The sequence below is a fragment of the Acinetobacter sp. ANC 4216 genome (assembly GCF_004331195.1).
Taxonomy (GTDB): Bacteria; Pseudomonadota; Gammaproteobacteria; order Pseudomonadales; family Moraxellaceae; genus Acinetobacter; species Acinetobacter kookii.
In genome coordinates this window covers 200,457-225,983 of sequence record NZ_SJOC01000003.1, presented here as the reverse complement: position 1 = coordinate 225,983, position 25,527 = coordinate 200,457, and the positions used below count along the sequence as shown (strand labels likewise).

Annotated in this window: 19 protein-coding genes and 5 tRNA genes; 22 read left to right on the top strand and 2 right to left on the bottom strand. The window is 44.7% G+C overall.

What is annotated here, in order from left to right; genetic code table 11:
• Nucleotides 1-29: 29 nt before the first annotated feature.
• The 18 genes from gspD (at nucleotide 30) to rpoC (ending at nucleotide 19,756) form a co-directional block, all read left to right on the top strand.
• Entirely contained in the window at nucleotides 30-2,294 is a 2,265-nt protein-coding gene (gene gspD, locus E0H88_RS03785) for a type II secretion system secretin GspD (protein WP_131273154.1), read from the top strand.
• A gap of 69 nt (nucleotides 2,295-2,363) precedes the next feature.
• The gene (locus tag E0H88_RS03780) at nucleotides 2,364-3,065 is read left to right on the top strand and encodes an FHA domain-containing protein (protein ID WP_131273153.1); all 702 of its coding nucleotides are present in this window, start codon (nucleotides 2,364-2,366) and stop codon (nucleotides 3,063-3,065) included.
• A gap of 86 nt (nucleotides 3,066-3,151) precedes the next feature.
• Nucleotides 3,152-3,823: a phosphoglycolate phosphatase gene (locus E0H88_RS03775; RefSeq protein ID WP_131273166.1), complete on the top strand. Its 672-nt coding sequence runs from the start codon at nucleotides 3,152-3,154 to the stop codon at nucleotides 3,821-3,823.
• A gap of 116 nt (nucleotides 3,824-3,939) precedes the next feature.
• Nucleotides 3,940-5,433, top strand: a complete 1,494-nt coding sequence (trpE, locus tag E0H88_RS03770; protein ID WP_131273152.1) for an anthranilate synthase component I — start codon at nucleotides 3,940-3,942, stop codon at nucleotides 5,431-5,433.
• 98 nt (nucleotides 5,434-5,531) lie between these two features.
• Nucleotides 5,532-5,607, top strand: a tRNA-Thr gene (locus E0H88_RS03765).
• A 55-nt stretch (nucleotides 5,608-5,662) separates the two neighbouring features.
• Nucleotides 5,663-5,746 (top strand) — tRNA-Tyr (locus E0H88_RS03760).
• 38 nt (nucleotides 5,747-5,784) lie between these two features.
• Nucleotides 5,785-5,860 (top strand) — tRNA-Gly (locus tag E0H88_RS03755).
• Nucleotides 5,861-5,875: 15 nt separating this feature from the next.
• Nucleotides 5,876-5,950: transfer RNA gene (locus E0H88_RS03750), tRNA-Thr, on the top strand.
• A gap of 147 nt (nucleotides 5,951-6,097) precedes the next feature.
• On the top strand, nucleotides 6,098-7,288 hold the full coding sequence (gene tuf, locus E0H88_RS03745) for an elongation factor Tu (RefSeq protein WP_131273151.1): 1,191 nt from the start codon (nucleotides 6,098-6,100) through the stop codon (nucleotides 7,286-7,288).
• Nucleotides 7,289-7,343: 55 nt separating this feature from the next.
• Nucleotides 7,344-7,419: transfer RNA gene (locus E0H88_RS03740), tRNA-Trp, on the top strand.
• A gap of 73 nt (nucleotides 7,420-7,492) precedes the next feature.
• Nucleotides 7,493-7,933 carry a preprotein translocase subunit SecE gene (gene secE / locus E0H88_RS03735; protein WP_092820249.1) on the top strand — a complete coding sequence of 147 codons (441 nt, stop codon included), beginning with the start codon at nucleotides 7,493-7,495 and terminating at the stop codon, nucleotides 7,931-7,933.
• 7 nt (nucleotides 7,934-7,940) lie between these two features.
• Entirely contained in the window at nucleotides 7,941-8,474 is a 534-nt protein-coding gene (gene nusG, locus E0H88_RS03730) for a transcription termination/antitermination protein NusG (RefSeq protein WP_086197255.1), read from the top strand.
• Between the two features lie 118 nt (nucleotides 8,475-8,592).
• Nucleotides 8,593-9,021: a 50S ribosomal protein L11 gene (gene rplK, locus E0H88_RS03725; RefSeq protein WP_034587972.1), complete on the top strand. Its 429-nt coding sequence runs from the start codon at nucleotides 8,593-8,595 to the stop codon at nucleotides 9,019-9,021.
• A 3-nt stretch (nucleotides 9,022-9,024) separates the two neighbouring features.
• Nucleotides 9,025-9,720 (top strand): 50S ribosomal protein L1, encoded by a 696-nt coding sequence (gene rplA / locus E0H88_RS03720; RefSeq protein ID WP_092820248.1) that lies wholly within the window; start codon nucleotides 9,025-9,027, stop codon nucleotides 9,718-9,720.
• Between the two features lie 380 nt (nucleotides 9,721-10,100).
• Nucleotides 10,101-10,607: a 50S ribosomal protein L10 gene (rplJ, locus tag E0H88_RS03715; protein ID WP_004813562.1), complete on the top strand. Its 507-nt coding sequence runs from the start codon at nucleotides 10,101-10,103 to the stop codon at nucleotides 10,605-10,607.
• A 48-nt stretch (nucleotides 10,608-10,655) separates the two neighbouring features.
• Nucleotides 10,656-11,024 carry a 50S ribosomal protein L7/L12 gene (gene rplL, locus E0H88_RS03710; protein WP_092820247.1) on the top strand — a complete coding sequence of 123 codons (369 nt, stop codon included), beginning with the start codon at nucleotides 10,656-10,658 and terminating at the stop codon, nucleotides 11,022-11,024.
• 304 nt (nucleotides 11,025-11,328) lie between these two features.
• Complete coding sequence (gene rpoB / locus E0H88_RS03705; protein WP_131273150.1) at nucleotides 11,329-15,417, top strand: DNA-directed RNA polymerase subunit beta; 4,089 nt, start codon at nucleotides 11,329-11,331, stop codon at nucleotides 15,415-15,417.
• A gap of 148 nt (nucleotides 15,418-15,565) precedes the next feature.
• Nucleotides 15,566-19,756, top strand: coding sequence for a DNA-directed RNA polymerase subunit beta' (gene rpoC, locus E0H88_RS03700; protein ID WP_131273149.1), 4,191 nt, complete (start codon nucleotides 15,566-15,568; stop codon nucleotides 19,754-19,756).
• Nucleotides 19,757-19,924: 168 nt separating this feature from the next.
• Here rpoC and E0H88_RS03695 read toward each other — a convergent pair whose 3' ends face one another.
• Complete coding sequence (locus E0H88_RS03695) at nucleotides 19,925-20,791, bottom strand: alpha/beta hydrolase (RefSeq protein WP_131273148.1); 867 nt, start codon at nucleotides 20,789-20,791, stop codon at nucleotides 19,925-19,927.
• 251 nt (nucleotides 20,792-21,042) lie between these two features.
• Between E0H88_RS03695 and E0H88_RS03690 the strand changes: the two genes are divergently transcribed.
• Nucleotides 21,043-21,402, top strand: a complete 360-nt coding sequence (locus E0H88_RS03690) for a YMGG-like glycine zipper-containing protein (protein ID WP_131273147.1) — start codon at nucleotides 21,043-21,045, stop codon at nucleotides 21,400-21,402.
• Nucleotides 21,403-21,452: 50 nt separating this feature from the next.
• On the opposite strand, the gene E0H88_RS03685 is transcribed toward E0H88_RS03690, so the two are convergent.
• Nucleotides 21,453-21,938, bottom strand: coding sequence for a DUF4442 domain-containing protein (locus tag E0H88_RS03685; protein WP_131273146.1), 486 nt, complete (start codon nucleotides 21,936-21,938; stop codon nucleotides 21,453-21,455).
• 119 nt (nucleotides 21,939-22,057) lie between these two features.
• Between E0H88_RS03685 and E0H88_RS03680 the strand changes: the two genes are divergently transcribed.
• The 3 genes from E0H88_RS03680 to E0H88_RS03670 all read left to right on the top strand — a co-directional run bounded on the left by E0H88_RS03680 (nucleotide 22,058) and on the right by E0H88_RS03670 (nucleotide 25,373).
• Nucleotides 22,058-22,927, top strand: a complete 870-nt coding sequence (locus E0H88_RS03680) for an alpha/beta fold hydrolase (RefSeq protein ID WP_131273145.1) — start codon at nucleotides 22,058-22,060, stop codon at nucleotides 22,925-22,927.
• Between the two features lie 129 nt (nucleotides 22,928-23,056).
• Nucleotides 23,057-24,469, top strand: coding sequence for a Na+/H+ antiporter family protein (locus E0H88_RS03675; RefSeq protein WP_131273144.1), 1,413 nt, complete (start codon nucleotides 23,057-23,059; stop codon nucleotides 24,467-24,469).
• A 301-nt stretch (nucleotides 24,470-24,770) separates the two neighbouring features.
• A complete protein-coding gene (locus E0H88_RS03670; protein ID WP_092820238.1) occupies nucleotides 24,771-25,373 on the top strand; it encodes an OmpW/AlkL family protein in 603 nt (200 codons plus the stop codon).
• Nucleotides 25,374-25,527 lie beyond the last annotated feature (154 nt).

The following is a 25,527-nucleotide window of genomic DNA, read 5'->3' as shown; positions in this document are numbered from 1 at the left end:
CCTTACAGGATTAGGAAGCACGGAACTTTATGGCTTTATTTAATCATCATCGTCCAGTTTGGGCTTTATTCGCGGCTGCACCCCTGATTGCTATGGTGAGTACCTCTACTCAAGCACAAACATGGAAAATCAACTTACGAGATGCTGATTTAACTGCATTTATTAATGAAGTGGCCGATATTACGGGGAAAAATTTTGCTGTTGATCCGCGTGTGCGCGGCAATGTCACGGTCATTTCCAATAAGCCTTTAAATAAAGCCGAAGTCTACGATTTATTTCTGGGGGTGTTGAACGTGAATGGCGTGGTTGCCATTCCTTCAGGCAATACCATCAAGCTGGTTCCGGATAGCAATGTCAAAAGCTCCGGTGTGCCTTTTGACAGCAAACACCGTGCGACCGGTGATCAGATTGTGACGCGGGTGATCTGGCTGGAGAATACCAATCCGAATGACCTGATTCCAGCCATCCGTCCATTGATGCCGCAATTTGCCCATTTATCGGCAGTGGCTGGAACCAATGCGCTGATTGTGTCAGACCGTGCCAGCAATATCTATCAGCTGGAAACCATTATCCGTAATCTGGATGGTACCGGGCAAAATGATATCGAAGCGGTGAGCCTGCAATCCAGTCAGGCTGAAGAAATGCTGGGTTTGCTGGAATCCATGAGCTCTACCGGTGCAGCCCGGGACTTAAAGGGCTCCCGTATCCGTATCATTGCAGATACTCGCACCAACCGGATTGTACTGAAAGGTGATACTGCAACGCGCAAACGCATCCGCCAGATGATTGAAATGCTGGATGTGCCAGCCGCTGATCGGTTGGGCGGTTTAAAAGTGTTCCGCTTGAAATATGCCAGTGCCAAAAATCTGGCGGAAATATTGCAGGGTCTGGTGTCAGGCCAGTCGGTATCTGGTTCATCCAATTCCAGTCGTTCATCCTCAAACAATAGTGGGATGAACAACCTGGCTAATAATTCAAGCAGTTCTTCGTCCAGTGGCAGTTCTTCCAGTATTTCGACTCCGGCAATTAATTTGGGCGGTGGATCAAACAGTAACAGTCAAAATAGCATTACCAGTTTTAATGCTAATGGCGTCAGTATCATTGCCGATGACAGCCAAAATTCATTGGTAGTGAAAGCCGATCCGCAACTGATGCGTGAGATTGAATCGGCTATTCAGCAGCTGGATATCCGCCGTCAACAGGTACTCATCGAAGCCGCAATTATTGAAGTGGAAGGCAATGATGCCGATCAGCTGGGTGTGCAGTGGGCTTTGGGTGATCTGAATAGTGGCATTGGCTTAATCAACTTTAGCAATGTCGGTGCGAGTATTGCCGATCTTGCCGCCGGCTATGTAGCCGGAGGGGCGGCAGGTGCTGCGGCCAAATTGGGCACCGGTACTTCATTGCTGCTTGGAGATTATAAAGAAGGTGATAACGGTTCACGCAAACTGTATGGCGCATTGATTCAGGCCCTAAAAAGCAAGACCAAGTCCAATCTGCTGTCCACACCTTCCATTGTCACCATGGACAATGAAGAAGCCTATATTGTGGTGGGACAGAACGTTCCGTTTGTGACCGGTTCCGCAACCACGACTTCCGCAGGGTTGAATCCGTATACCACGGTAGAACGTAAGGATGTTGGTGTCACTTTAAAGGTGGTGCCGCATATTGGCGAGGGCGGTTCGGTTCGTCTTGAAGTCGAGCAGGAAGTTTCTGCGGTGCAGGACAAAGGTCAGGCGCAGGATCTGGTCACCAGCAAGCGTGCCATTAAAACCTCGATTCTGGCTGAGCATGGGCAGACCATTGTGTTGGGTGGCTTAATTTCCGATAACTCGATTCATTCGCGTCAGTCGGTACCAGGTTTGGGGGCAATCCCAGGTCTGGGGCGTTTATTCCGTGCCGATGCCAAATCCAATGAGAAGCGCAATTTGCTGGTGTTTATCCACCCAACCATTGTTGGAGATAAGAATGATGTGCGCCGTTTGTCGCAGCAGCGTTATAGCCAGTTGTACAGCTTGCAGTTGGCCATGGATCGGGATGGCAGTTTTGCCAAATTGCCGGAAAATGTAGAAGACATTTATCAGCAGCGAATTCCGGTCACGCCATCGGCACCGAAAGCTCCTCTTTATCAAACCCTGCCATCCGCAACCCAGAATCAGCCAAATGCAGCTACGTTTAGCACACCGGTTGCAATTGAGCCGGTCGTGCAGAAACAAAAGGTTAGTGTGCCGGTGACCGAGGTTAAAAAAACCAAAAATACCGTGACCACGACTACGATTCGTTCCGGTTCTTAATAGCGTGGTTAAAGAATTGAATATTTGCCGTGATATGATGATGAAAAATCACAAAGAGAAGTGCATTTCATGACTTGGAAAATACAAGCAATTACCGGTGAATTAACGGGACAGGAAATCAGCATCGACCGTGATATGTTGGTCGGTCGCCATCAGAGCGCAGATATCGTGTTGCAGGCCGGGGAAATTTCCCGCAAGCATGCGGCTTTCTTGCTTAAAGACCAGGCCTTATGGCTGCAGGATTTGAATTCATCGAATGGCACCTTCGTCAATGACTTGCGTATTGAGCATGAAACCCTGTTAAAAGAAGGGGATATCGTTCAGTTCGCAAGCCTGAAATTTTCCGTGCTTGCACCCGCTAAAGACATTGAGCCTGCTTTAACTGAAACAGAAAGTGTGCCGACCAGCGCACAACCTGCAGAAGCAGTGGCAGTTTCTGAGACTGCGGCAGCAGAACCGGTTGAGCCAGCAGCAAAGACTGCAGCACAGCAAATGAATGATCAGGGCATGCCGGAACTGACCGAGCGTGATGCCAATGTTCAGCTGAGCCGTGATGGTATGCCACAAGGGGTTGCCATCCCGAAACCTGCACCGATTCCTGAAGGTGTCGACCTGAGTGCCATTCCCGAGAAGCAAACACCCATCGCGGTTGAAACACCAGTATCCCGTGTAGAGCAGGTCAAGGAAGAGCAGAAAAATGCATCCGTGGGTCTAATCTCCATTGTTGTATTGATTATCCTGGCAATCATTGCCTGGTTATTCTTTAAATAAGCCTGCATGCGACATACAATGAAGGCATGCAATCGCATGCCTTCATTGTATGGGTATGGGCTAAAATAAATCGTGAGAGGGAAATGATGTCTGTAGCAAAACTTGCAAGCCGTGAACTGATTTTATTTGACCTGGATGGTACGTTAGTTGACTCAGCATCAGATCTATACCGGGCCATGAACATGAGCCTGAATGCCTTGCAATTACCGAGCGTGACTGAGGAGCAGGTGCGCACCTGGATTGGTAAGGGAACCTCTGTTTTTTGCCATAGCACTTTGCAATATCTCACCGGAAAGGTGGACCCTGCGCAGCATCAGCAATTGTTGACGACTTTTTTAAATATTTATAATGCAGACCCCTGTGTGGATACCCAGCCTTTTAAAGGGGTGGTTGCATTTCTGGATTGGGGCTTAAGCAACAATAAGCAAATGATTTGTGTCACCAACAAACCCGAACAGCCGGCACGTGCGATTGTTGAGGCGCTGGGCTTGAGCCATTATTTTGTGGATGTGATTGGCGGAGACCGTTTTGAAGAGCGTAAACCCCATCCTCGGCAGCTGCTGTTTTGTGTTGATGAGTATGATGTCACTGCGGCAGAAACCTTAATGATTGGTGATTCCAGCAATGATGTGGAAGCGGCAAGACGTGCAGGAGTTGATTGTATTGTGGTGAGCTATGGCTATAATCATGGTGAAGATATTCATGATTGCCAGCCGCAACAAGTGGTTGATGATTTAACAGAATTACTCGCGCAATAAGTGAAAATTAAGGATAGCGGAATGAGAAATTTTATGGTTTTTCGATGGCGAAACTAAGTCAGACTACAGGAAAACAAACGTAAAGCAGCCATATCGAAAACATATAGAGAATACTCATGACAACTCAAGCTCAATTCGAACAGTTACAATCTGAGGGTTATAACCTGATCCCGGTTTATCGTCAGCGTTTGGCAGATACCGAAACACCATTATCTGTCTTTGCGCGTCTGAAAGACCACAGTCAGGCCTATCTGTTTGAATCGGTTGAGGGTGGAGAAAACTGGGCGCGTTATTCCATTATCGGCCTTGGTGAGTCCACTGTTTTTTCATGCAATCGCGGTGTATTAACCGTTCAGCAGGTGGATGGTTCTGTTGATACTCAGCCATGTAGCGATCCATTCCAATATATCCGTGATTTTCAGGCGCAGTTCCATGTGCCGACCCAAAAAGATTTGCCTGATTTGCCGAGCTTCACCGGGGGGCTGGTGGGCTATTTTGGCTATGACTCGGTACGCTATATTGAACCGCGCCTAAAAAATGTGCCTGAAGCCGATCCGGTAGGCTTGCCAGATATCTGGATGATGCTGTCTAAAACCGTGATTGTGTTTGATAATTTAAAAGATACCTTGTTCCTGATTGTGCATGCGGATGTCAATGAGCCTGAAGCCTATGCTAAAGCTCAAGCGCAGCTAGACAAATTGGAAGAAATACTGGCAACACCCATTAGCCTGCAAGCCAAAAAACATACGGCACCACACTTTGAGTCTTTGACCGGGCATGACAAGTTTATCGAGTCGATTGCCAAGGTGAAGGAATATATTAAAGCGGGCGATGTGATGCAGGTGGTGCCGGGGCATCGTATGGTCTCGGACTTCGATGGTGAGCCTTTACAGGTGTATCGTGCACTGCGTCATCTGAATCCATCGCCGTATCTGTTCTTGGTGCAAGGTCAGACTTTAGATAATCAAAAGCCATTTCATATTGTCGGATCTTCACCGGAAATTTTATCGCGCCTGGAAAATGGCATTGCGACCGTTCGTCCTTTGGCGGGTACACGTCCACGCGGCAAAACCAAAGAAGAAGATTTGGCACTTGAGCACGATTTACTGTCCGATGAAAAAGAGATTGCCGAGCATTTAATGCTGATTGATCTGGGGCGTAACGATGTCGGGCGTGTGTCAAAAATCGGGAAAGTGCAGGTTACCGATAAAATGGTGATCGAACGTTATTCGCATGTCATGCACATTGTTTCGAATGTGCAGGGCGAAGTCCGTGATGATGTCGATGCGCTGGATGTGTTTAAAGCCACTTTTCCGGCAGGAACGCTTTCAGGCGCACCCAAAATCCGTGCCATGGAAATTATTGACGAAGTCGAGCCGGTCAAACGCGGAATTTTTGGCGGAGCTGTGGGTTATTTAGGCTGGCATGGTGAAATGGACATGTCGATTGCCATTCGGACCTGTGTAATTCGCGAAAATAAGGTTTATGTTCAGGCTGGCGCAGGTCTGGTTTATGACTCAAACCCTGAATCTGAATGGAATGAAACCCAGATAAAAGCTCGCGCAGTGATCAAAGCGGTTGAATTATCATCAAACGGGTTGATTTTATGAGTTTTTGACGGTTTTTTTGAAAAAAACACTTGCACGGATTCTAAGTTTTGCTAAACTGCACACCGTTCCGATACGAAACGTACGAAACACTAAGAAACGCCGGCATAGCTCAGTTGGTAGAGCAACTGACTTGTAATCAGTAGGTCCACAGTTCGAATCCGTGTGCCGGCACCATCTTAGAAAGTTTGAGTAGTGGGGTAAAAGAACGACACTGAAGTAAGTGTAAAATGGTGAGATTCCCGAGCGGTCAAAGGGAACAGACTGTAACTCTGTCGCGTAAGCTTCGAAGGTTCGAATCCTTCTCTCACCACCAATTTTAAGACTTCAATAAGTGGTTTGTACCAACATCGTGCGGGAGTAGCTCAGTTGGTAGAGCGGTAGCCTTCCAAGCTACATGTCGCGAGTTCGACCCTCGTCTCCCGCTCCATTGAAGTTTTTATTTGCTCTTATAGCTCAGTGGTAGAGCACTCCCTTGGTAAGGGAGAGGTCTCGAGTTCAAATCTCGATAAGAGCTCCAGATACAGTTTGGCAACATTGTTGCAAAAATTTTAAAAAGCAGGCTTATTAGTCTGCTTTTCAAGTATTGGGTGTTTGGTTTTTAAGGCGATAAGTCGATGCTGAGTTTTACTCAGAATTGTGTTCGACGTAAACGAGGAATATAAACATGGCTAAGGCTAAGTTCGAACGTAATAAGCCACACGTAAACGTGGGCACAATTGGTCACGTCGACCATGGTAAAACTACTTTAACTGCTGCAATTGCAACTATCTGTGCAAAAACTTACGGCGGTGAAGCGAAAGATTACGCAGCAATTGACTCTGCACCAGAAGAAAAAGCACGTGGTATTACAATTAATACTTCACACGTAGAATACGATTCTCCAACTCGTCACTACGCTCACGTAGACTGCCCAGGACACGCCGATTATGTTAAAAACATGATCACTGGTGCTGCTCAGATGGACGGTGCGATCCTTGTATGTGCTGCGACTGACGGTCCTATGCCACAAACTCGTGAACACATCCTTTTGTCTCGCCAAGTAGGTGTACCTTACATCCTTGTGTTCCTGAACAAATGTGACCTTGTAGATGACGAAGAGCTTCTTGAGCTGGTTGAAATGGAAGTTCGTGAACTTCTTTCTACTTATGACTTCCCTGGTGATGACACTCCTGTTATCCGTGGTTCAGCTTTGGCTGCGCTTAACGGTGATGCTGGTCAATACGGCGAATCTTCAGTTCTTGCTCTTGTTGAAGCGCTTGACTCTTACATCCCAGAACCAGAACGTGCAATCGACAAAGCATTCTTGATGCCAATCGAAGACGTATTCTCAATTTCTGGTCGTGGTACAGTAGTAACTGGCCGTGTTGAATCAGGTATCGTGAAAGTAGGCGAAGAAGTTGAAATCGTAGGTATCAAAGACACAGTTAAAACAACTGTAACTGGCGTTGAAATGTTCCGTAAATTGCTTGACGAAGGTCGTGCAGGCGAGAACTGTGGTGTTCTTCTACGTGGTACTAAACGTGAAGACGTTCAACGTGGTCAAGTATTGGCTAAGCCAGGTACAATCAAGCCGCACACTAAATTCGATGCAGAAGTATACGTACTTTCTAAAGAAGAAGGTGGTCGTCACACTCCATTCCTTAACGGTTACCGTCCACAGTTCTATTTCCGTACAACTGACGTAACTGGCGCAATCCAGTTGAAAGAAGGCGTTGAAATGGTTATGCCTGGTGACAACGTAGAAATGTCAGTAGAGTTGATCCACCCAATCGCAATGGACCCAGGTCTACGTTTTGCGATCCGTGAAGGTGGTCGTACAGTTGGTGCTGGTGTTGTTGCTAAAGTAACTGCATAATAGCAACCATAAGTTAAATTACAGATCGGGGACTTAAGTTCCCGATTTGTACTGTAGGTCAGTAGTTCAATTGGTAGAGCGTCGGTCTCCAAAACCGAATGTTGGGGGTTCGAGTCCCTCCTGGCCTGCCATTTTTTTAAAAAAAAGCTTGATGCTGGTTAAATTGTCATATAATAAGTCGCGAAGCCTACGACGAGTACAAAAATGTCGAATGATAAATCGCGTGACGCATTAAGCGAAGCGCCAATTCCACAAAGAAATAATTCTGCTGAAGTTGTTAATTCTGGTTCCCCTTTAGATATTGTTCTATGGGTTATCGCATTGATTTTATTAATCGGTGCAGCCATGGTGGGTCAGTATTTGCCAGCGTATTGGGCACCTGCCAACAATGTTTGGGTGCGCGTTGGAGTAATTTTGGCTTGTATCGTAGTGGCTTTAGGTTTATTATACGCCACCCATCAAGGCAAAGGCTTTGTTCGTTTGTTGAAAGACTCTCGAATTGAGCTGCGTCGTGTGACTTGGCCGACTAAGCAGGAAACAGTGTCCACATCCTGGCATGTTCTTGCTGTTGTTGTAATCGCTGCCATTGTTTTATGGTGTTTTGATTACATCTTGGGCTGGTTAATGAAGTTTTTTATCGGGTAAAAGAGCTATGAAACGTTGGTACATTATTCATGCCTATTCAGGTTATGAAAAACAAGTGATGCGTTCACTTAATGATCGAATCCAGCGTAGCGCTGTAGCCGATAGCTTTGGTGAAGTCCTGGTTCCTACCGAAGAAGTGGTAGAGATGAAGGATGGCAAGAAGCGTAAATCAGAGCGTAAATTCTTTCCTGGCTATGTATTGGTCGAAATGGAAATGAATGATGATACCTGGCACATTGTTAAAGAGTGTCCAAAAGTATTGGGTTTCATTGGTGGTACAGCAGAGAAACCTGCACCAATTACGCAAAAAGAAGCTGATGCGATTCTTGCACGTGTACGCAATACTGGTGAAGCGCCTCGTCCTAAGACGATGTTTGAGCCAGGCGAAGAATTACTTGTTATTGATGGTCCATTCACAGACTTTAAAGGTGTGGTGGAAGAAGTTCTTTACGAGAAGTCACGTTTAACGTTGACAATCAATGTATTCAATCGTCCAACTCAGGTTGAGCTCGAATTTCGTCAAGTCGAAAAAGCGAACTGATTTAAGCTGGATTGAAAACGCCCGATTTGTTATGGATCGGGCATTGTTGTTGTAACAGTTTTGTTACGTGAATAATGTTGGGGAGCCTAGCGGCGTTTGTACCCAGAGGTAATTTGAAATGGCTAAGAAGATTGACGGCTATATCAAGCTGCAAGTTCCAGCTGGTAAAGCGAATCCATCTCCACCGATTGGTCCTGCACTAGGTCAACGTGGTGTTAACATCATGGCATTCTGTAAAGAATTCAATGCTGCAACACAAAAAGTTGAACCAGGTCTTCCAATTCCTGTAGTGATTACTGTGTACAACGACAAGTCGTTCACATTCATCATGAAAACTCCACCTGCTGCTATTCTTCTTAAGAAAGCTGCTGGTATTCAAAAGGGTTCAGCTGTACCGAACAAAACTAAAGTTGGTAAGTTGACTCGCGCTCAGTTAGAAGAAATTGCGACTACTAAAGAACCAGATTTAACTGGTGCTGATTTAGACGCACGTGTACGTACCATTGCTGGTTCTGCGCGTTCTATGGGCTTGGAAGTGGAGCTATAAGACATGGCAAAGTTAACTAAACGTCAAAAAGCCATTGCTGCTGCTGTAGAAGCAAACAAAGTTTACACTTTGGAAGAAGCGGTACAAGTTTTAACTAGCCTTCCTGCTGCTAAATTCAAAGAATCTTTGGATGTATCAGTAAACCTGGGTGTTGACCCTCGTAAATCTGACCAGGTTGTTCGTGGCGCGACTACACTTCCTGCAGGTACAGGTAAAACTGTACGTGTTGCTGTGTTTGCTCAAGGCGCTGCTGCTGAAGCTGCTAAAGCTGAAGGCGCAGACATCGTTGGTTTTGATGACCTTGCTGAAAGCATCCAAGCGGGTAACCTTGACTTTGATGTTGTAATTGCTGCTCCAGATGCAATGCGCGTTGTAGGTAAACTTGGTACGATTCTTGGTCCACGTGGCTTAATGCCAAACCCTAAAGTGGGTACAGTAACTCCTGATGTAGCTGGCGCGGTTAAAAACGCTAAAGCTGGTCAAGCACGTTACCGTGTAGACAAAGCGGGTATCATCCACGCTGCGATCGGTCAAGTTGGCTTTGAAGCTGCTGCTGTTCGTCAAAACGTTGAAGCTCTTGTAGCTGACCTTAAGAAAGCAAAACCTGCTACTTCTAAAGGTGTTTACATCAAAAAGATCACTTTAAGCTCAACTATGGGTCCTGGTCTTACTATTGATGTAGCAAACGTAACTAACTAAGTTTGACTTAGAAAAGAATTTTAAAGCCCTGAGTAAAAATCAAAGCGCTGCTTTGATTTTTACGCAAGATAAGAAATAAGCTTCACTCGAAGCGTAGCTTCTTGTCTTGCGTGTCGGCAAATGAGACGTGTACGTCGCAAGGCGCGAAGCGCAATTTGCTGATCGCCCCTCAGGCAAACTTTGAATTGATAAATGTAAATTTGTCAGCGTCAAAGACCTCGGGCGAGGGGAGTTCTCCGGAACTCACTTCTTAAAAGTCCAGTCCGAGTAGACGCGGTGGTGTGATTTGTTCATCCTCCGCGTGTAAGTCCAGTGATGGCCTTACGAATTGGGAGTGTACTTCTTTGTAAGTGCATAAATCACCGTTAGGAGGTTTTACAATGGCTCTTCTTATCGAAGGCAAAAAACAGATCGTAGCTGAAGTAGCTGAAGTTGCTTCTACTGCATTTGCTGCTGTTGTTGCTGACTATCAAGGTTTAACTGTTGAGCAATTAACTGCTCTTCGTGTTGAAGCTCGTAAACTAGGTGTTCACACACGTATTGTGCGTAACACTTTGGCTAAACGTGCTCTTCAAGATACTCAATTCAATATCTTGAATGACAACCTTGTTGGCCCAACAATCTTAGCTTTCTCAACTTCTGAAGACGACATGGGCGCAGCTGCTCGCTTGTTTGAAGAATTTGCTAAAACGAACAAAGCATTTGAACTTAAAGCTGCTGCATTTGACGGCAAAGTTTATCAAGGTGCTGAAGTTAGCGTTATCGCAAACCTTCCAAACCAAGAAAAAGCGCTTACTATGCTTGCAAACGTTCTTCAAGCTCCTATTTCGAAATTGGGTCGCCTTATTACTGCGCTCAAAGAGAAAAACGAGTCAGAAGCTGCATAAGCTTAAATTTACTTTCACACCATTCAATCCCCATTTGGAGTTATTCTCATGGCTTTAACTAACGAAGAAATCCTAAACGCAGTAGCTGAAAAAACTGTTCTTGAACTTGTTGAACTTATTTCTGCTTTCGAAGAAAAATTCAACGTATCTGCTGCTGCTGTAGCTGTTGCTGCTGCTCCTGGTGCTGCTGCTGCTGCTGAAGAGCAAACTGAATTCAACGTTGAGTTGACTTCTTTCGGTGCTAACAAAGTAGCTGTAATTAAAGCAGTTCGTGAAATCACTGGTCTTGGCTTGAAAGAAGCTAAAGACATGGTTGAAGGCGCTCCTTCAGTTCTTAAAGAAGGTGTTTCTAAAGAAGAAGCTGAAGAACTTAAGAAAAAACTTGAAGAAACTGGTGCTACAGTTACTGTTAAGTAATTTCGATCGGGGTCTAATTTTAAATTGACCCCAAAAATTGGCTGATGGCTCTTGGGTCATCAGCCTTTTTGCGTTACAATTATCGGCTCGATTTTTGTTTGATTGGTGTAAAAAAGCATCAATTATTATAATAATCAATAATATCAAACGTTTATCAATATTTTTTATATTTGAAAATATTGCTAAGCGTTTTAATACCACTAAAAATTGCAGCATTTGTAAAAAGTGGTGGCCATATCGGCCTGTGTAATTCCTTCTAGGTCCGTTCTGCAGGCGGACTTAGTTTACTTTCCGAGGACTCCAGATGGCATACTCATATACCGAAAAGAAACGGATCCGTAAGAATTTTGGTAAATTGCCTAGCGTCATGGATGCTCCGTACTTGCTCGCGATTCAGGTCGACTCGTACCGAACATTCTTACAAGATGGCAAAACACCAAAAAACCGCGAAGATATCGGTCTCCAAGCCGCATTTCGTTCAGTTTTTCCTATTGAAAGTTATTCTGGCAATGCTGCTTTAGAATTTGTTGAGTATAGTCTTGGTAAGCCTGAGTTTGACGTGCGTGAATGTATTTTACGCGGTTCAACTTATGCAGCACCAATGCGTGTAAAAATTCGTTTGATCTTGAAAGATCGCGAAACTAAATCAATTAAAGACGTACGTGAACAAGAAGTGTACATGGGTGAAATGCCGCTCATGACAGAAAACGGTACTTTTGTTATCAATGGTACTGAGCGTGTAATCGTATCTCAATTACACCGTTCACCAGGTGTGTTCTTTGACCACGATAAAGGCAAAACACATTCTAGCGGTAAAGTTCTTTATTCTGCACGTATCATTCCTTACCGTGGTTCATGGCTGGATTTCGAATTCGATGCCAAAGACCTTGTTTACGTTCGTATTGACCGTCGTCGTAAATTGCTTGCGACTGTGGTTCTTCGTGCCTTGGGTTATAGCAACGAACAAATCCTGGACATGTTCTATGAAAAAGTACCTGTGTATCTTGACATGGGTAGCTACCAGATTGACCTGGTTCCAGAACGTCTTCGTGGCGAAATGGCGCAATTCGACATTGCTGACAATGACGGCAAAGTGATTGTAGAGCAAGGTAAACGTATCAATGCGCGTCACGTACGTCAAATGGAAGCTGCTGGCTTGACCAAGCTTTCAGTTCCTGATGAGTACCTGTACGAGCGTATTACTGCTGAAGACATCACCTTGCGTGATGGCGATGTGATTGCAGCCAATACAGTATTGAGCCATGAGATCATGGTGAAATTGGCTGAAGGCGGCGTAAAACAATTTAACGTATTGTTTACCAATGACATCGATCGCGGTTCATTCATTGCTGACTCTTTACGTGCCGATACAACCACTGGTCGTGAAGAAGCACTGGTAGAAATCTATAAAGTGATGCGTCCAGGCGAGCCACCAACAAAAGAAGCTGCCGAGAACCTGTTCAACAACCTGTTCTTCTCTTCTGAACGTTATGACTTGTCGCCAGTCGGTCGTATGAAGTTCAACCGTCGTTTGGGTCGTCCTTACGAAGTGGGTACTGACCAGAAGTCACGTGAAGTTGAAGGTATCTTGTCTAACGAAGATATTACTGATGTACTCAAAACATTGGTTGAAATTCGTAACGGTAAAGGTGAAGTCGACGATATCGACCATTTAGGTAACCGTCGTGTTCGTTCTGTTGGTGAAATGACAGAAAATCAGTTCCGTGTTGGTCTGGTTCGTGTAGAACGTGCTGTAAAAGAACGTTTAAGCCAAGCTGAAACTGACAACCTGTCTCCGCAAGATTTGATCAACGCGAAACCTGTTGCTGCTGCAATCAAAGAATTCTTTGGTTCAAGCCAGTTGTCTCAGTTCATGGACCAAAATAACCCGTTGTCTGAAATTACACACAAACGTCGTGTATCAGCGCTCGGTCCTGGTGGTTTGACACGTGAACGTGCGGGCTTCGAAGTACGTGACGTACATCAAACTCACTACGGTCGTGTGTGTCCAATTGAGACGCCTGAAGGTCCAAACATTGGTTTGATCAACTCATTGTCTGTATATGCGAAAGCAAACAACTTCGGTTTCTTAGAAACACCTTACCGTAAAGTGGTTGAAGGCCGTGTAACGGACGAAGTTGAATACTTATCTGCAATTGAAGAAGTAGGTACTGTGATTGCACAGGCCGACTCTGGTGTAGATAAAGATGGCAACCTGACTGAAGAATTCGTTTCTGTACGTCACCAAGGTGAATTCGTACGTATGCCTCCTGAAAAAGTGACGCATATGGACGTATCTGCTCAGCAGGTTGTATCTGTTGCAGCATCATTGATTCCATTCCTTGAACACGATGATGCGAACCGTGCATTGATGGGTTCAAACATGCAACGTCAGGCTGTTCCTACGTTGATCGCCGACAAGCCGCTTGTTGGTACCGGTATGGAAGCAAACGTAGCGCATGACTCAGGTGTATGTGTTCTTGCGAAACGTGGTGGTCGCATCGAATTTGTAGACGCGTCTCGTGTTGTTATTCGTGTCAACGAAGATGAAATGGTTGCGGGTGAAGCGGGTGTAGATATCTACAACCTGATCAAATACACACGTTCAAACCAGAACACCTGTATCAACCAGAAAGTTCTGGTGAAACTGGGTGATCAAGTTGGTCGTGGTGACGTTCTTGCTGATGGTCCATCAACTGATGGCGGTGAATTGGCACTGGGTCAAAACATGCGCGTAGCGTTCATGACCTGGAACGGTTACAACTACGAAGACTCGATCTTGTTATCGGAACGCGTTCTTCAAGAAGACCGTTTGACGTCGATTCACATTCAGGAATTGTCATGTGTTGCGCGTGATACCAAGTTAGGTGCAGAAGAAATTACTGCCGATATTCCTAACGTTGGCGAAGCTGCACTGTCTAAACTGGACGAATCAGGTATTGTTTACATCGGTGCTGAAGTAACAGCAGGTGACATCCTGGTTGGTAAAGTAACGCCTAAAGGTGAAACGCAGTTAACGCCGGAAGAAAAACTGCTTCGTGCAATCTTCGGTGAAAAAGCGGCTGACGTAAAAGACTCTTCTTTACGCGTGTCTTCAGGCGTGAAAGGTACTGTAATTGACGTTCAAGTGTTTACACGTGACGGTCTTGAAAAAGACGAACGTGCTCAAGCAATTGAAAAAGCGCAATTGGATGCTTACCGTAAAGACTTGAAAGAAGAATTCAAAATCTTCGAAGAAGCAGCGCGTGAACGTATTGTTCGCCTGTTGAAAGGTCAGGAATCTAACGGAGGCGGTACCACTAAACGTGGTGACAAGCTGACTGAAGAAGTATTGTCTGGTTTAGAGCTGGTTGACTTGCTGGATATCCAGCCAAGTGATGAAGCGATCGCTGAGCGCTTAACTCAAATTCAAGTGTTCTTGAAAGAGAAGAGCCAAGAGATTGACGAGAAATTTGCAGAGAAAAAACGCAAACTTTCTACTGGCGATGAACTGACTACTGGCGTATTGAAAGTGGTTAAGGTTTACCTTGCCGTTAAACGTCGCATCCAGCCGGGTGATAAGATGGCTGGTCGTCACGGTAACAAGGGTGTTGTATCAAACATTCTACCTGTTGAAGACATGCCGCACGATGCCAACGGTGTACCTGTAGACGTGGTGCTTAACCCGCTAGGCGTACCGTCACGTATGAACGTGGGCCAGATTCTGGAAACTCACTTGGGTATGGCAGCGAAGGGTCTGGGTGACAAGATCGACAAGATGCTGAAAGAGCAACGTACCGTGCTTGAGCTTCGTGACTTCCTGGACAAGATCTACAACAAAGTTGGCGGTCAGCAAGAAGATCTGGACAGCCTGACTGATGATGAAATCTTGGCATTGTCAGGTAACCTTCGTAAGGGTGTTCCTTTAGCGACTCCTGTATTCGATGGTGCTGAAGAATCGCAAATCAAAGAATTGCTTGAACTTGGTGGCATTTCACGTACCGGTCAAACTGTATTGTATGATGGTCGTACCGGTGAGCGTTTTGACCGTCCAGTAACTGTAGGTTACATGTACATGCTGAAACTGAACCACTTGGTTGATGACAAGATGCATGCGCGTTCTACAGGTTCTTACTCTCTAGTAACGCAACAACCATTGGGTGGTAAAGCCCAGTTCGGTGGTCAGCGTTTCGGTGAGATGGAAGTCTGGGCACTGGAAGCATACGGTGCAGCTTATACGCTTCAAGAAATGCTTACTGTTAAGTCGGATGACGTTGAAGGCCGTACCCGCATCTATAAGAACATTGTAGATGGCAACCATTATATGGATCCGGGCATGCCTGAATCGTTCAACGTATTGACTAAAGAGATCCGTTCTTTAGGTATCAACATTGAACTGAAAAATGGTGACTAATTAAATCCCCCTGACCCCCTTTTCCAAAGGGGGAAAGTTCCCCCTCTTTATTAAAGAGGGGCTAGGGGAGATTCCAAATTTCAGTTAAAAAACAATATTTGTGACCCAGTTGTGAAGTGAAAATCTCCACAACACACGGAGAAAAAAATTGAAAGACTTGCTCGATATCATGCGCAAAAAGACGGATTCTGATGGTCATGCTCCAGTAGAGTTTGATCGCATCCGTATTGGTCTTGCGTCACCAGAAATGATTAAGTCATGGTCTCATGGTGAAGTTAAAAAGCCAGAGACAATCAACTACCGTACCTTCAAACCTGAACGTGACGGTTTGTTCTGTGCCAAAATTTTTGGTCCAGTCAAAGATTACGAATGCTTGTGTGGTAAATACAAGCGTATGAAATACAAAGGCGTCATTTGTGAAAAATGTGGCGTTGAAGTAACAACTGCGAAAGTTCGTCGTGAACGTATGGGTCACATCGAATTGGCTTCTCCAGTTGCACACATCTGGTTCCTGAAATCATTACCAAGCCGTATCGGTTTGCTTCTAGATATGACTTTACGTGATATCGAACGCGTATTGTATTTCGAATCTTACGTTGTAACTGATCCAGGTATGACTCCGCTTGAGAAATACCAGCTTCTGAACGATGAAGAATACTTCACGGCGCTAGAAGAACACGGTGATGAATTCAGCGCGAAAATGGGTGCAGAAGCTGTTCAGGACCTGTTGAAAGACATCGATCTTGAAGCTGAAATTTCACGTCTGCGTGAAGAAATTCCAAACACAACTTCAGAAACGAAGCTTAAAAAAGCATCTAAACGTCTGAAGTTGATGGAAGCATTCAAAGAGTCAAACAACAAGCCTGAATGGATGGTGTTAACTGTATTGCCAGTTCTTCCACCAGACCTTCGTCCGTTGGTTCCTCTTGAAGGCGGTCGTTTCGCGACTTCTGATTTGAACGATCTTTACCGTCGTGTGATCAACCGTAACAACCGTTTGAAACGTCTTCTTGACCTTGCGGCTCCAGACATCATCGTACGTAACGAAAAACGTATGTTGCAAGAGTCTGTAGATGCATTGCTGGATAATGGTCGTCGTGGCCGTGCAATTACTGGTTCGAACAAACGTCCGCTTAAATCTTTGGCCGACATGATCAAAGGTAAACAAGGTCGTTTCCGTCAAAACTTGCTTGGTAAACGTGTTGACTACTCTGGCCGTTCGGTAATTACTGTAGGTCCATCTTTACGTTTACACCAATGTGGTCTTCCTAAGAAGATGGCACTTGAACTGTTCAAGCCATTTATCTTTGCGAAACTGCAAGCGTCTGGTCAAGCAACCACCATTAAAGCTGCGAAGAAAATGGTTGAACGCGAAACGCCGGAAGTTTGGGACGTTCTTGCTCACGTGATCCGTCAACATCCAGTGATGTTGAACCGTGCGCCAACCCTTCACCGTTTGGGTCTTCAAGCATTTGAACCAACCCTGATTGAAGGTAAAGCGATCCGTCTACACCCACTCGTATGTGCTGCGTTTAACGCCGACTTCGACGGTGACCAAATGGCGGTACACGTACCATTAACGCTTGAAGCTCAGTTAGAAGCGCGTGCGTTAATGATGTCAACCAACAACATCTTGTCTCCTGCGAACGGTGAGCCAATCATCGTACCTTCTCAGGACGTGGTCTTGGGCTTGTATTACATCACGCGTGATGCGATCAATGCCAAAGGTGAAGGCATGGTGTTCGCGGATACTGATGAAGTAAACCGTGCACTTGCAACAGGTCAGGTAGACTTGCACGCTCGCGTAAAAGCACGTGTACACCAGACCGTAATTGACGACAATGGCAACCGTGAACAACAAACCATTATTGTTGACACAACGCCTGGTCGCTGCCTGCTTTGGGAAGTTGTTCCTGAAGGTATGGACTTCCAGCAAATTAACCTTGAGATGACCAAGAAAAACATCTCTAAGTTAATCAACTCTTGCTACCGTAAATTGGGTCTGAAAGATACCGTTATCTTTGCTGACCAGTTGATGTACCTGGGCTTCCGTCAAGCGACGCGTTCTGGTGTATCTGTTGGTATGGAAGACATGCTAATTCCACCAGCGAAATACTCGATCATCGAAAAAGCAGAAGTTGAAGTTCGTGAAATCGAACAGCAATTCGAACAAGGTTTCGTAACTGCCGGTGAACGTTATAACAAGGTAGTCGATATCTGGGCGCGTACCAACGACCAAGTTGCTAAAGCGATGATGGACAACTTGTCTTTCACTACTGTTAAGAACAAACAGGGCGAAGACGAGAAACAGAAATCATTCAACAGTATCTACATGATGTCTGACTCGGGTGCCCGTGGTTCCGCAGCTCAGATTCGTCAGTTGGCGGGTATGCGTGGTTTGATGGCGAAACCGGATGGTTCGATCATTGAAACCCCAATTAAAGCCAACTTCCGTGAAGGTTTGACCGTACTTCAGTACTTCATCTCGACACACGGTGCGCGTAAAGGTTTGGCCGATACAGCACTTAAAACAGCAAACTCTGGTTACCTGACCCGTCGTCTGGTAGACGTAGCGCAAGACTTGGTGATTACCGAGCCTGATTGCGGTACTTTAGGCGGTCTTGTGATGACTCCGTTCATTCAGGGTGGTGACGTAATCGAGAACTTGGGTACTCGAGTATTGGGTCGTGTTGTTGCTGAAGACGTGAAGAAAGTCGGTTCTGACGAAGTGATTCTTCCACGTAATACGTTGATTGACGAAAAAATCGCAGCCTTCCTTGAAGAAGCCGGTGTCGATGAAGTTAAAGTACGTTCAGTCGTTTCTTGTGAATCTACCTTCGGTGTATGTGCGAAATGTTACGGTCGTGACCTTGCACGCGGTCACTTGGTGAATCCAGGTGAATCTGTAGGTGTAATGGCTGCTCAATCAATTGGTGAGCCAGGTACACAGTTGACCATGCGTACGTTCCACGTGGGTGGTGCTGCGAGCCGAACTTCTGCTGCCAACAGCGTACAAGTTCGTAACAAGGGTACAGTACGTTTCCACAACGTGAAAACCGTACAACATGCCAAAGGTCACCTGGTATCAACTTCACGTTCAGGTGAAATCGGTATTGCAGATGACTTAGGTCGTGAACGCGAACGCTATAAACTTCCTTACGGTGCATCTATCTTGCTGAAAGATGGTGAAGCTGTTGAGGCAGGCGGTATCGTGGCGACTTGGGATCCACATACACATCCACTTGTGACAGAAGTTGCAGGTAAAGTACGTTTCAGCCAAATTGCTGATGGCGTAACTGTGACCTCGAAAACTGATGATGCAACAGGTATGACCACAATCGAAATCTTGCCAGTGACTTCACGTCCTGCGTCAGGTAAAGATTTACGTCCTGCAGTTGTGCTTGACACAGTTGATGGTGGTGAGCAGTTCTACTTCTTGCCACAAAACACGATTCTTTCTGTCCGTGATGGCGAAACGATTGGTGTGGGTGATGTCATCGGTCGTGTACCACAAGAATCTTCACGTACCCGTGATATTACCGGTGGTCTGCCACGCGTAGCTGACTTGTTCGAAGCACGTAAACCGAAAGAGCATGCAATTCTTGCTGAAATTTCTGGTGTGGTAAGCTTCGGTAAAGAGACCAAAGGTAAGAACCGTCTGGTGATTACTCCAGATGATGGCTCAGAGATCTACGAAGAGCTGATTCCGAAATGGCGTACCATTAACGTGTTCGAAGGCGAGCATGTGAACCGTGGTGAAACCATTTCTGATGGTCCGCAGAACCCGCATGACATCTTGCGTCTGAAAGGTGAAGTGGCGTTGACCAATTACATTGTGAATGAAGTTCAGGATGTATACCGTCTGCAAGGTGTAAAAATCAACGATAAACACATTGAAGTTATCGTGCGTCAAATGTTGCGTAAAGTTGACATCACTGACGGTGGCGATACCAGCTTCATCAAAGGCGAACAAGTGGATTACATCCGCGTGATGCAAGAGAACCAAGCTGTTCTTGCGCAGAACAAGTTCCCTGCGAAGTTTGAACGTCAATTGATGGGTATTACCAAAGCATCGCTTTCTACTGACTCGTTCATCTCTGCTGCATCGTTCCAGGAAACAACACGTGTGTTAACTGAAGCGGCTGTAACAGGTAAAGAAGATGATTTACGTGGCTTGAAAGAAAACGTTGTTGTGGGTCGCTTGATTCCAGCGGGTACTGGTCTGGCTTACCACTTGGAGCGTCGTCGTCAAGAAGCAGAAGCTGCAGAACATGCGCTGGTAAATGACTTCTCTGATGTAGACCAAGCATTAAGCCAAGCATTTAACCAAGAATTCTAATTCGACGTTAAATGACTCAAAAAAGATGCCTTCGGGCGTCTTTTTTTATGCACTTATTTTGGGGAGATATTTTAGGGTCTACGCGGAATATCAAATGTGTTTATCGAAAGATAAGCACTCTTAATTAATACTGAAATCGTTTCTAGGTTGAATGAGATTGAAATAAGCTCATTTCTCCGTAGTGGAATGGCTTTGGATAAACTGATTTACCGCTTGAGTATAGGAATTATTTTGTCCAAGTGACTGATTGATTTCTCTATGGGAAAGCGGGACAGGCAATAACTGGGCTTTAGTCCCCAATTTCTGTGCTTGCTGAATAAATTGCTGTGCCTGGGTACAGGGCTGGTCTGGCCGAATGGTGGAGCATACCGCGAGAAATGCCGGTAAAGTCTGGTGCAGTTGAGAGATGGGAGAAAGTGCTTTCCAGTTTGACGGCTGATTTCCAAAGGCCTGATCATAAAACCGTGCATGTCGGGTTTGCATAATGGTTTCGACATTATAGGCAGCACTGTCTAACGCCACTGTGGCAAGCCAGGGTTGGGGCTGCGATGTCAGCCAGAGGGGGCGCGTGCTGAGCAGGCTGACCAAGTGTGCGCCTGCTGAATGTCCCATCAGAACCAAACGTTTGGGGTCGGCACGCCAATTTTGAGCCTGGTTTTGGATATGGATGAGTGCTTCTGCAATATCCTGGGTTTGTTGTTGTACTGTGACCTCAGGAACCAATCGGTAGTTGAGGGAAATAAATATCCAGTTGTGTTTGTTCCAATAAGACCTTTTGTTTTTGACTACAGCAGCATTATTTTTATCTCCAATGCTCCAGGCTCCACCATGGACCATCACCATGATCGGTGCTGGCGTTTTATCTGTGAAAGCTTTGGTGGGGAAATAAACATCGAAGACTTGTTGAGCAGAAGGACCATAAGCCATATTTTTCAGGACTTTGGTTTTATTCATTAAACGGGTATCAGAAGAATCCGGATAGGCCGGCGAATTGCAACACAGCAATGTAAATATCAAGCAAAGGCATTTTTTCATTTTATTGATCCTTCCCATTTAAATAACTTTAAATGAAGCCGCTGTTTAAAATTTTTCTTATAAAGTTATGCATCTATTACAATACTTGAACTAATTTCGGGCCACTGAAATCGGGCAGTTCCAGCTTTTGGAATTTTAATTAAAATTATATTACAACATTCAACATTAAAACTTTGAAAAGTAACACTACGCTGATATTAACTTCACACTCATGACTTATGCTGTAACAAATAGCCAAAAGGACATATCTCATGAAAAAGTTAATGAGCGTGATGGCAATGGTAACCCTGTCAACTTTTATGCTGGTGGGTTGTGACTCGATGTCTCCAAGAGAGCAACGTATTGGCGCAGCTGCACTCGGTGGTGCAGTTGGTGGTGGTGTGGGTAATCAGGTTGGCGGCGGTATCGGTGCAGCTGTAGGTGGTGGTGCTGGTGCAGCGGTCGGCAGTAAAACCCAAGGCGGGTCAAACCGTAATGCGACCTATAGTGGCGTCGGTGGTGCGATTGGTTCTGCGGTGGGTAAAAGTGTCTTTGGCGGCAATGCCGGAGCTGCCATCGGTGGAGCGATTGGTGGTGGCGCAGGGGCTGCGATTGAACAAAGAAGACGCTAATCGAAGCTGAGAATTTAAGTAAAAGCGCTTGTTGATCAGGCGCTTTTTTGTCAATTACGGCTGGCCTTTGGTTTTTTACGGCGGATATAAACTATTTTTTGTACCTCGGCAATCCGTACCCCTGATTCGTCAAAAATATTTAAACTATAGTTTCGGTATACTGGCGCATGATTTTCTGTGAGCTGCTTAATCTGGTCAATCTCTGTTGAATCTAGCCGAATATCGGCATAGACCGTGCCACGACCGGGTGAAAGGAATTGTATGGAGGCAGATTTATCCCAAACAATATATTTTGAACCCAGATGATGCATTAAAATTAGCATATAAAAAGGATCGACCATCGAATATAAACTGCCGCCAAAATGTACGCCGACGATATTTTGATTTTTACGGGTTAAAGGCATTTTAATGCGGATATGGTAATTTGCCAGATCAACTTTATCAATTTCAATCCCTGCACCGCGGTAAGGTGCATAGCGATTTAATAAAAATTTAGAAATGGCTGGAATTGTCTGTAGTTTTTTTAAAAGGCTCATTTTGGTCAATTGTTTTTTTACGGCTTCAGAACATACTAGAACAGAATGAAAAGGGCCGCATTGATCAGATTACCCAGACTCTGCAATAAATAGTCAATAAAAGAATAGGATAAAAATATATGCAAGCGCAAACACAATGGGTTGCCACCTCAGATCAGCAGCGTCTTTATGTTAAAACCTGGGGGAGTGAAGCCAAACCTGCTTTAGTCCTGGTGCATGGCTATCCCGATAATCAGGAAGTTTGGGAGCTTATCATTCAGCAGCTGATGCAAGACTTCTATGTGCTGACCTATGATGTAAGGGGGGCAGGGAAATCCTCCGTTCCGAAACGGATTCGTGACTACCGGCTGGAACAGTTATCTTTAGATCTGGAAAGCGTGGTCAATGCCGTTTTGGAAAACCGTCCTTTTCATTTGGCAGCACATGACTGGGGCTCAATCCAGTCTTGGGAATCGGTGACTGAGCCGAAGTTTAGAGACCGGATTTTATCTTATAGCACCATTTCCGGCCCCTGTCTGGATCATGCCGCTTTCTGGATGCGTCAGCAATTTCGACAAAATAAGCCCAGGTTTTTTAAACAGCTGGCTAAATCCTGGTATATCGCAGTCTTTCAATTGCCCGTGCTGGCCCCGGCCATCTGGACTCTATTTACGCCTGAAAAATGGGATAAAGTCTTGCAGCAGTTAGAGCATCAAAAAGATTTACCTTTAAACAGTCATATTGCTTCAGATGGAAAACATGGTATTGGACTGTACCGTGCCAATTTCCTGCCACGTTTAACCCGGCCACGCCAGCGTTTTGCCATTTGTTCGGTGCAGGCGATTGTGCTGAAGCAGGACAATTTTGTCAGTCCTGAACTGATTGATGAAGTGCCGAAATGGGCAGAAAATTTTCAACGTGTAGAGATAGATGCCAATCATTGGGCAATATTGAGCCAAGCCGAGTTGGTCGCAGAAGAGATCAAAACATTTGCTCTAAAAAATAATTAAACCGACCTTTAGGATGTAAATTTTAATTAAAATCAGTAATTTACTATTTTGTGGCTCAGCCGATTTATTTACAGTTTCAAAGGAGTGAATCTGTTAAAATAACGGCTTTTTATCTTCCTCAAAATTTTCATGAATGCAGTAGTAATTGCGATTGCCGTGATGTTTATACTCTCACTGGCACGAGTTTCTGTTGTCTTGACTTTGGTCATTTCAGCGATTATTGGTGGCCTAGTTGCAGGACTAAGTTTGTCGGATACTGTAACCGCATTTAATGCCGGTCTGGGTGATGGGGCAGAAGTTGCCCTGGCTTATGCAGTATTGGGTGCCTTTGCTTTAGCCCTGTCAAAATCAGGCTTGCCTGATCTTTTGGCGCATAAATTAATTGGTTTGCTGGGTGCGGAAGCCACACATCAAAAAACCAGAAAAGTAAAATATTTACTGTTGAGTATTTTACTGATTGCAGCCATTTTTTCTCAAAACCTGATTCCTGTGCATATTGCCTTTATTCCGGTATTGGTTCCTCCTTTACTTAAAGTGATGAATCACATGAATTTGGACCGTCGTGCTGCTGCATGTGTGCTGACCATGGGTTTAGTCGGAACCTATATTTTCCTGCCAGTCGGTTTTGGTTCCATTTTTCTGGAACAAATTTTGATGGGTAACATCAATAAAATTGGTGCAGCGTATGACTTGCATGTGGATCGCTGGATGATGCCGATGGGCATGGCGATTCCAGTGCTTGGTATGCTAATTGGTACTTTGACTGCGGTATTTATCAGCTATCGTAAACCCCGTCATTATATCGATCGTACGGTTGCGCGTGTCACCGCCATCGATCTGGACAAACCGATTCGTGCGGGTGAAGTGAGTCTGCAAGCCGATGCCGAAGAGCTGAAACACGAAGCTGAACAAGCACCAGTCATTGCCAAGAAAACCATCTTGATGGCACTGCTTGCGATTGCTTTGACCTTGGTTGCCCAGCTGTATTCAGGTTCGATGATTTTAGGTGGACTGGTTGGTTTTGCGGTGCTGTCTGCTGCGGGTATTTTCAAATGGCAAGAGGCAGATGATGTCTTCGTTCAAGGCATGCGTATGATGGCATTGGTTGGCTTCATTATGATTTCTGCAGCTGGTTTCGCATCCGTGATGACGCATACTGGTGACATCAACAGTCTGGTCAACGGAGTAGTACATCTGATTGGTGACAATAAAGCCCTGGCTGCATTCTTAATGCTATTTATTGGCTTATTTGTGACCATTGGGATTGGATCGTCATTCTCCAGTGTACCGGTATTGGCAGTAATTTACGTACCACTTTGCGTACAGTTCGGCTTCTCGCCATTGGCTACTGTAGCCTTGATTGGTACCGCAGCAGCGCTGGGGGATGCCGGTTCTCCAGCCTCAGACTCAACTTTAGGTCCAACTGCCGGTCTGGGGGTAGATGGCCAGCATGATCATATTTGGGATACGGTCGTTCCAACATTTATCCATTTTAATATTCCATTATTGGTATTTGGCTGGATTGCTGCAATGGTACTTTAATGAATTTTTAATTCATTTTATTGCTTATTTTAAAACATGTATTTAAAATAAATATTATTAAATAATTAATATAATAAAACCAAGCAATATACTTGGAATATAATCGTTAATCTGATTAACTTGGTTGGTATTTAAAACCGACCAGGTTGGTCTGATTAAAATAAATAATCAATATTTTCAATTGTTTAAAAATAAATAAAATTTTAAATAATTAATGTCTATTGCATATTAATAATAGGCATGTTTATTATTAATTAATGTTTGAAAATTACTGTTAATACTCTTCCATAGGGGTTTAAAAATGTTAAAACAAGTTGCTCTTATTGCATTATTGGGGATGTCTGCTTCTGCGATGGCAGGTCAGTGGCAGGTTAAAGTGGGTGCGAGCTCTTTAGCTCCAACAGAAGACCAGAATGTATTGGCAAACGGTGCATTTACAAATGTAGAAGCTTCCCAAGAATACGGTTTTACTCCATCGGTAGAATATTTCTTTAATGATAATTTTTCGGCTGAATTATTGTTGGCAACTCCTTTTGAGCACGATGTAACATCAAACGGTACAAAAATTGCTTCATTTAAGCACTTACCACCAACAATTACAGCAAAATACAATTTCAAAAACTCAACTGGTTTCACTCCTTATGTAGGTGTTGGTGCAACTGTAGTTATTCCTTGGGATGAGGAAATTGTGATTGATGGGGCAAAATTAAATGCTGATGTCGGCTATGGCGTAGCAGGTCAAGTAGGTTTCAACTTCCAACCAGCTGATGCTAAAAACTGGGGTGTTTTTGCTGATGTACGTTATGCGGATGTAAAATCTGAGCTTGAATTAAATGGCAATGCTATTGGTGACCTGGAAGTAAATCCTTGGGTTTATACCCTTGGCTATAGCTACAAATTCTAAAACTAAAATTAAAATAAAAATAACAAATCAGCGCAAAGATCCCTGTCTCTGATGGGGATCTTTATTTATTTATTTGTTCAGTCACAATAAATCACATAAATTGAGCATTTTTATCCTGTTTCATCATTAAAAATGTATTTAAGTTGATACTCTA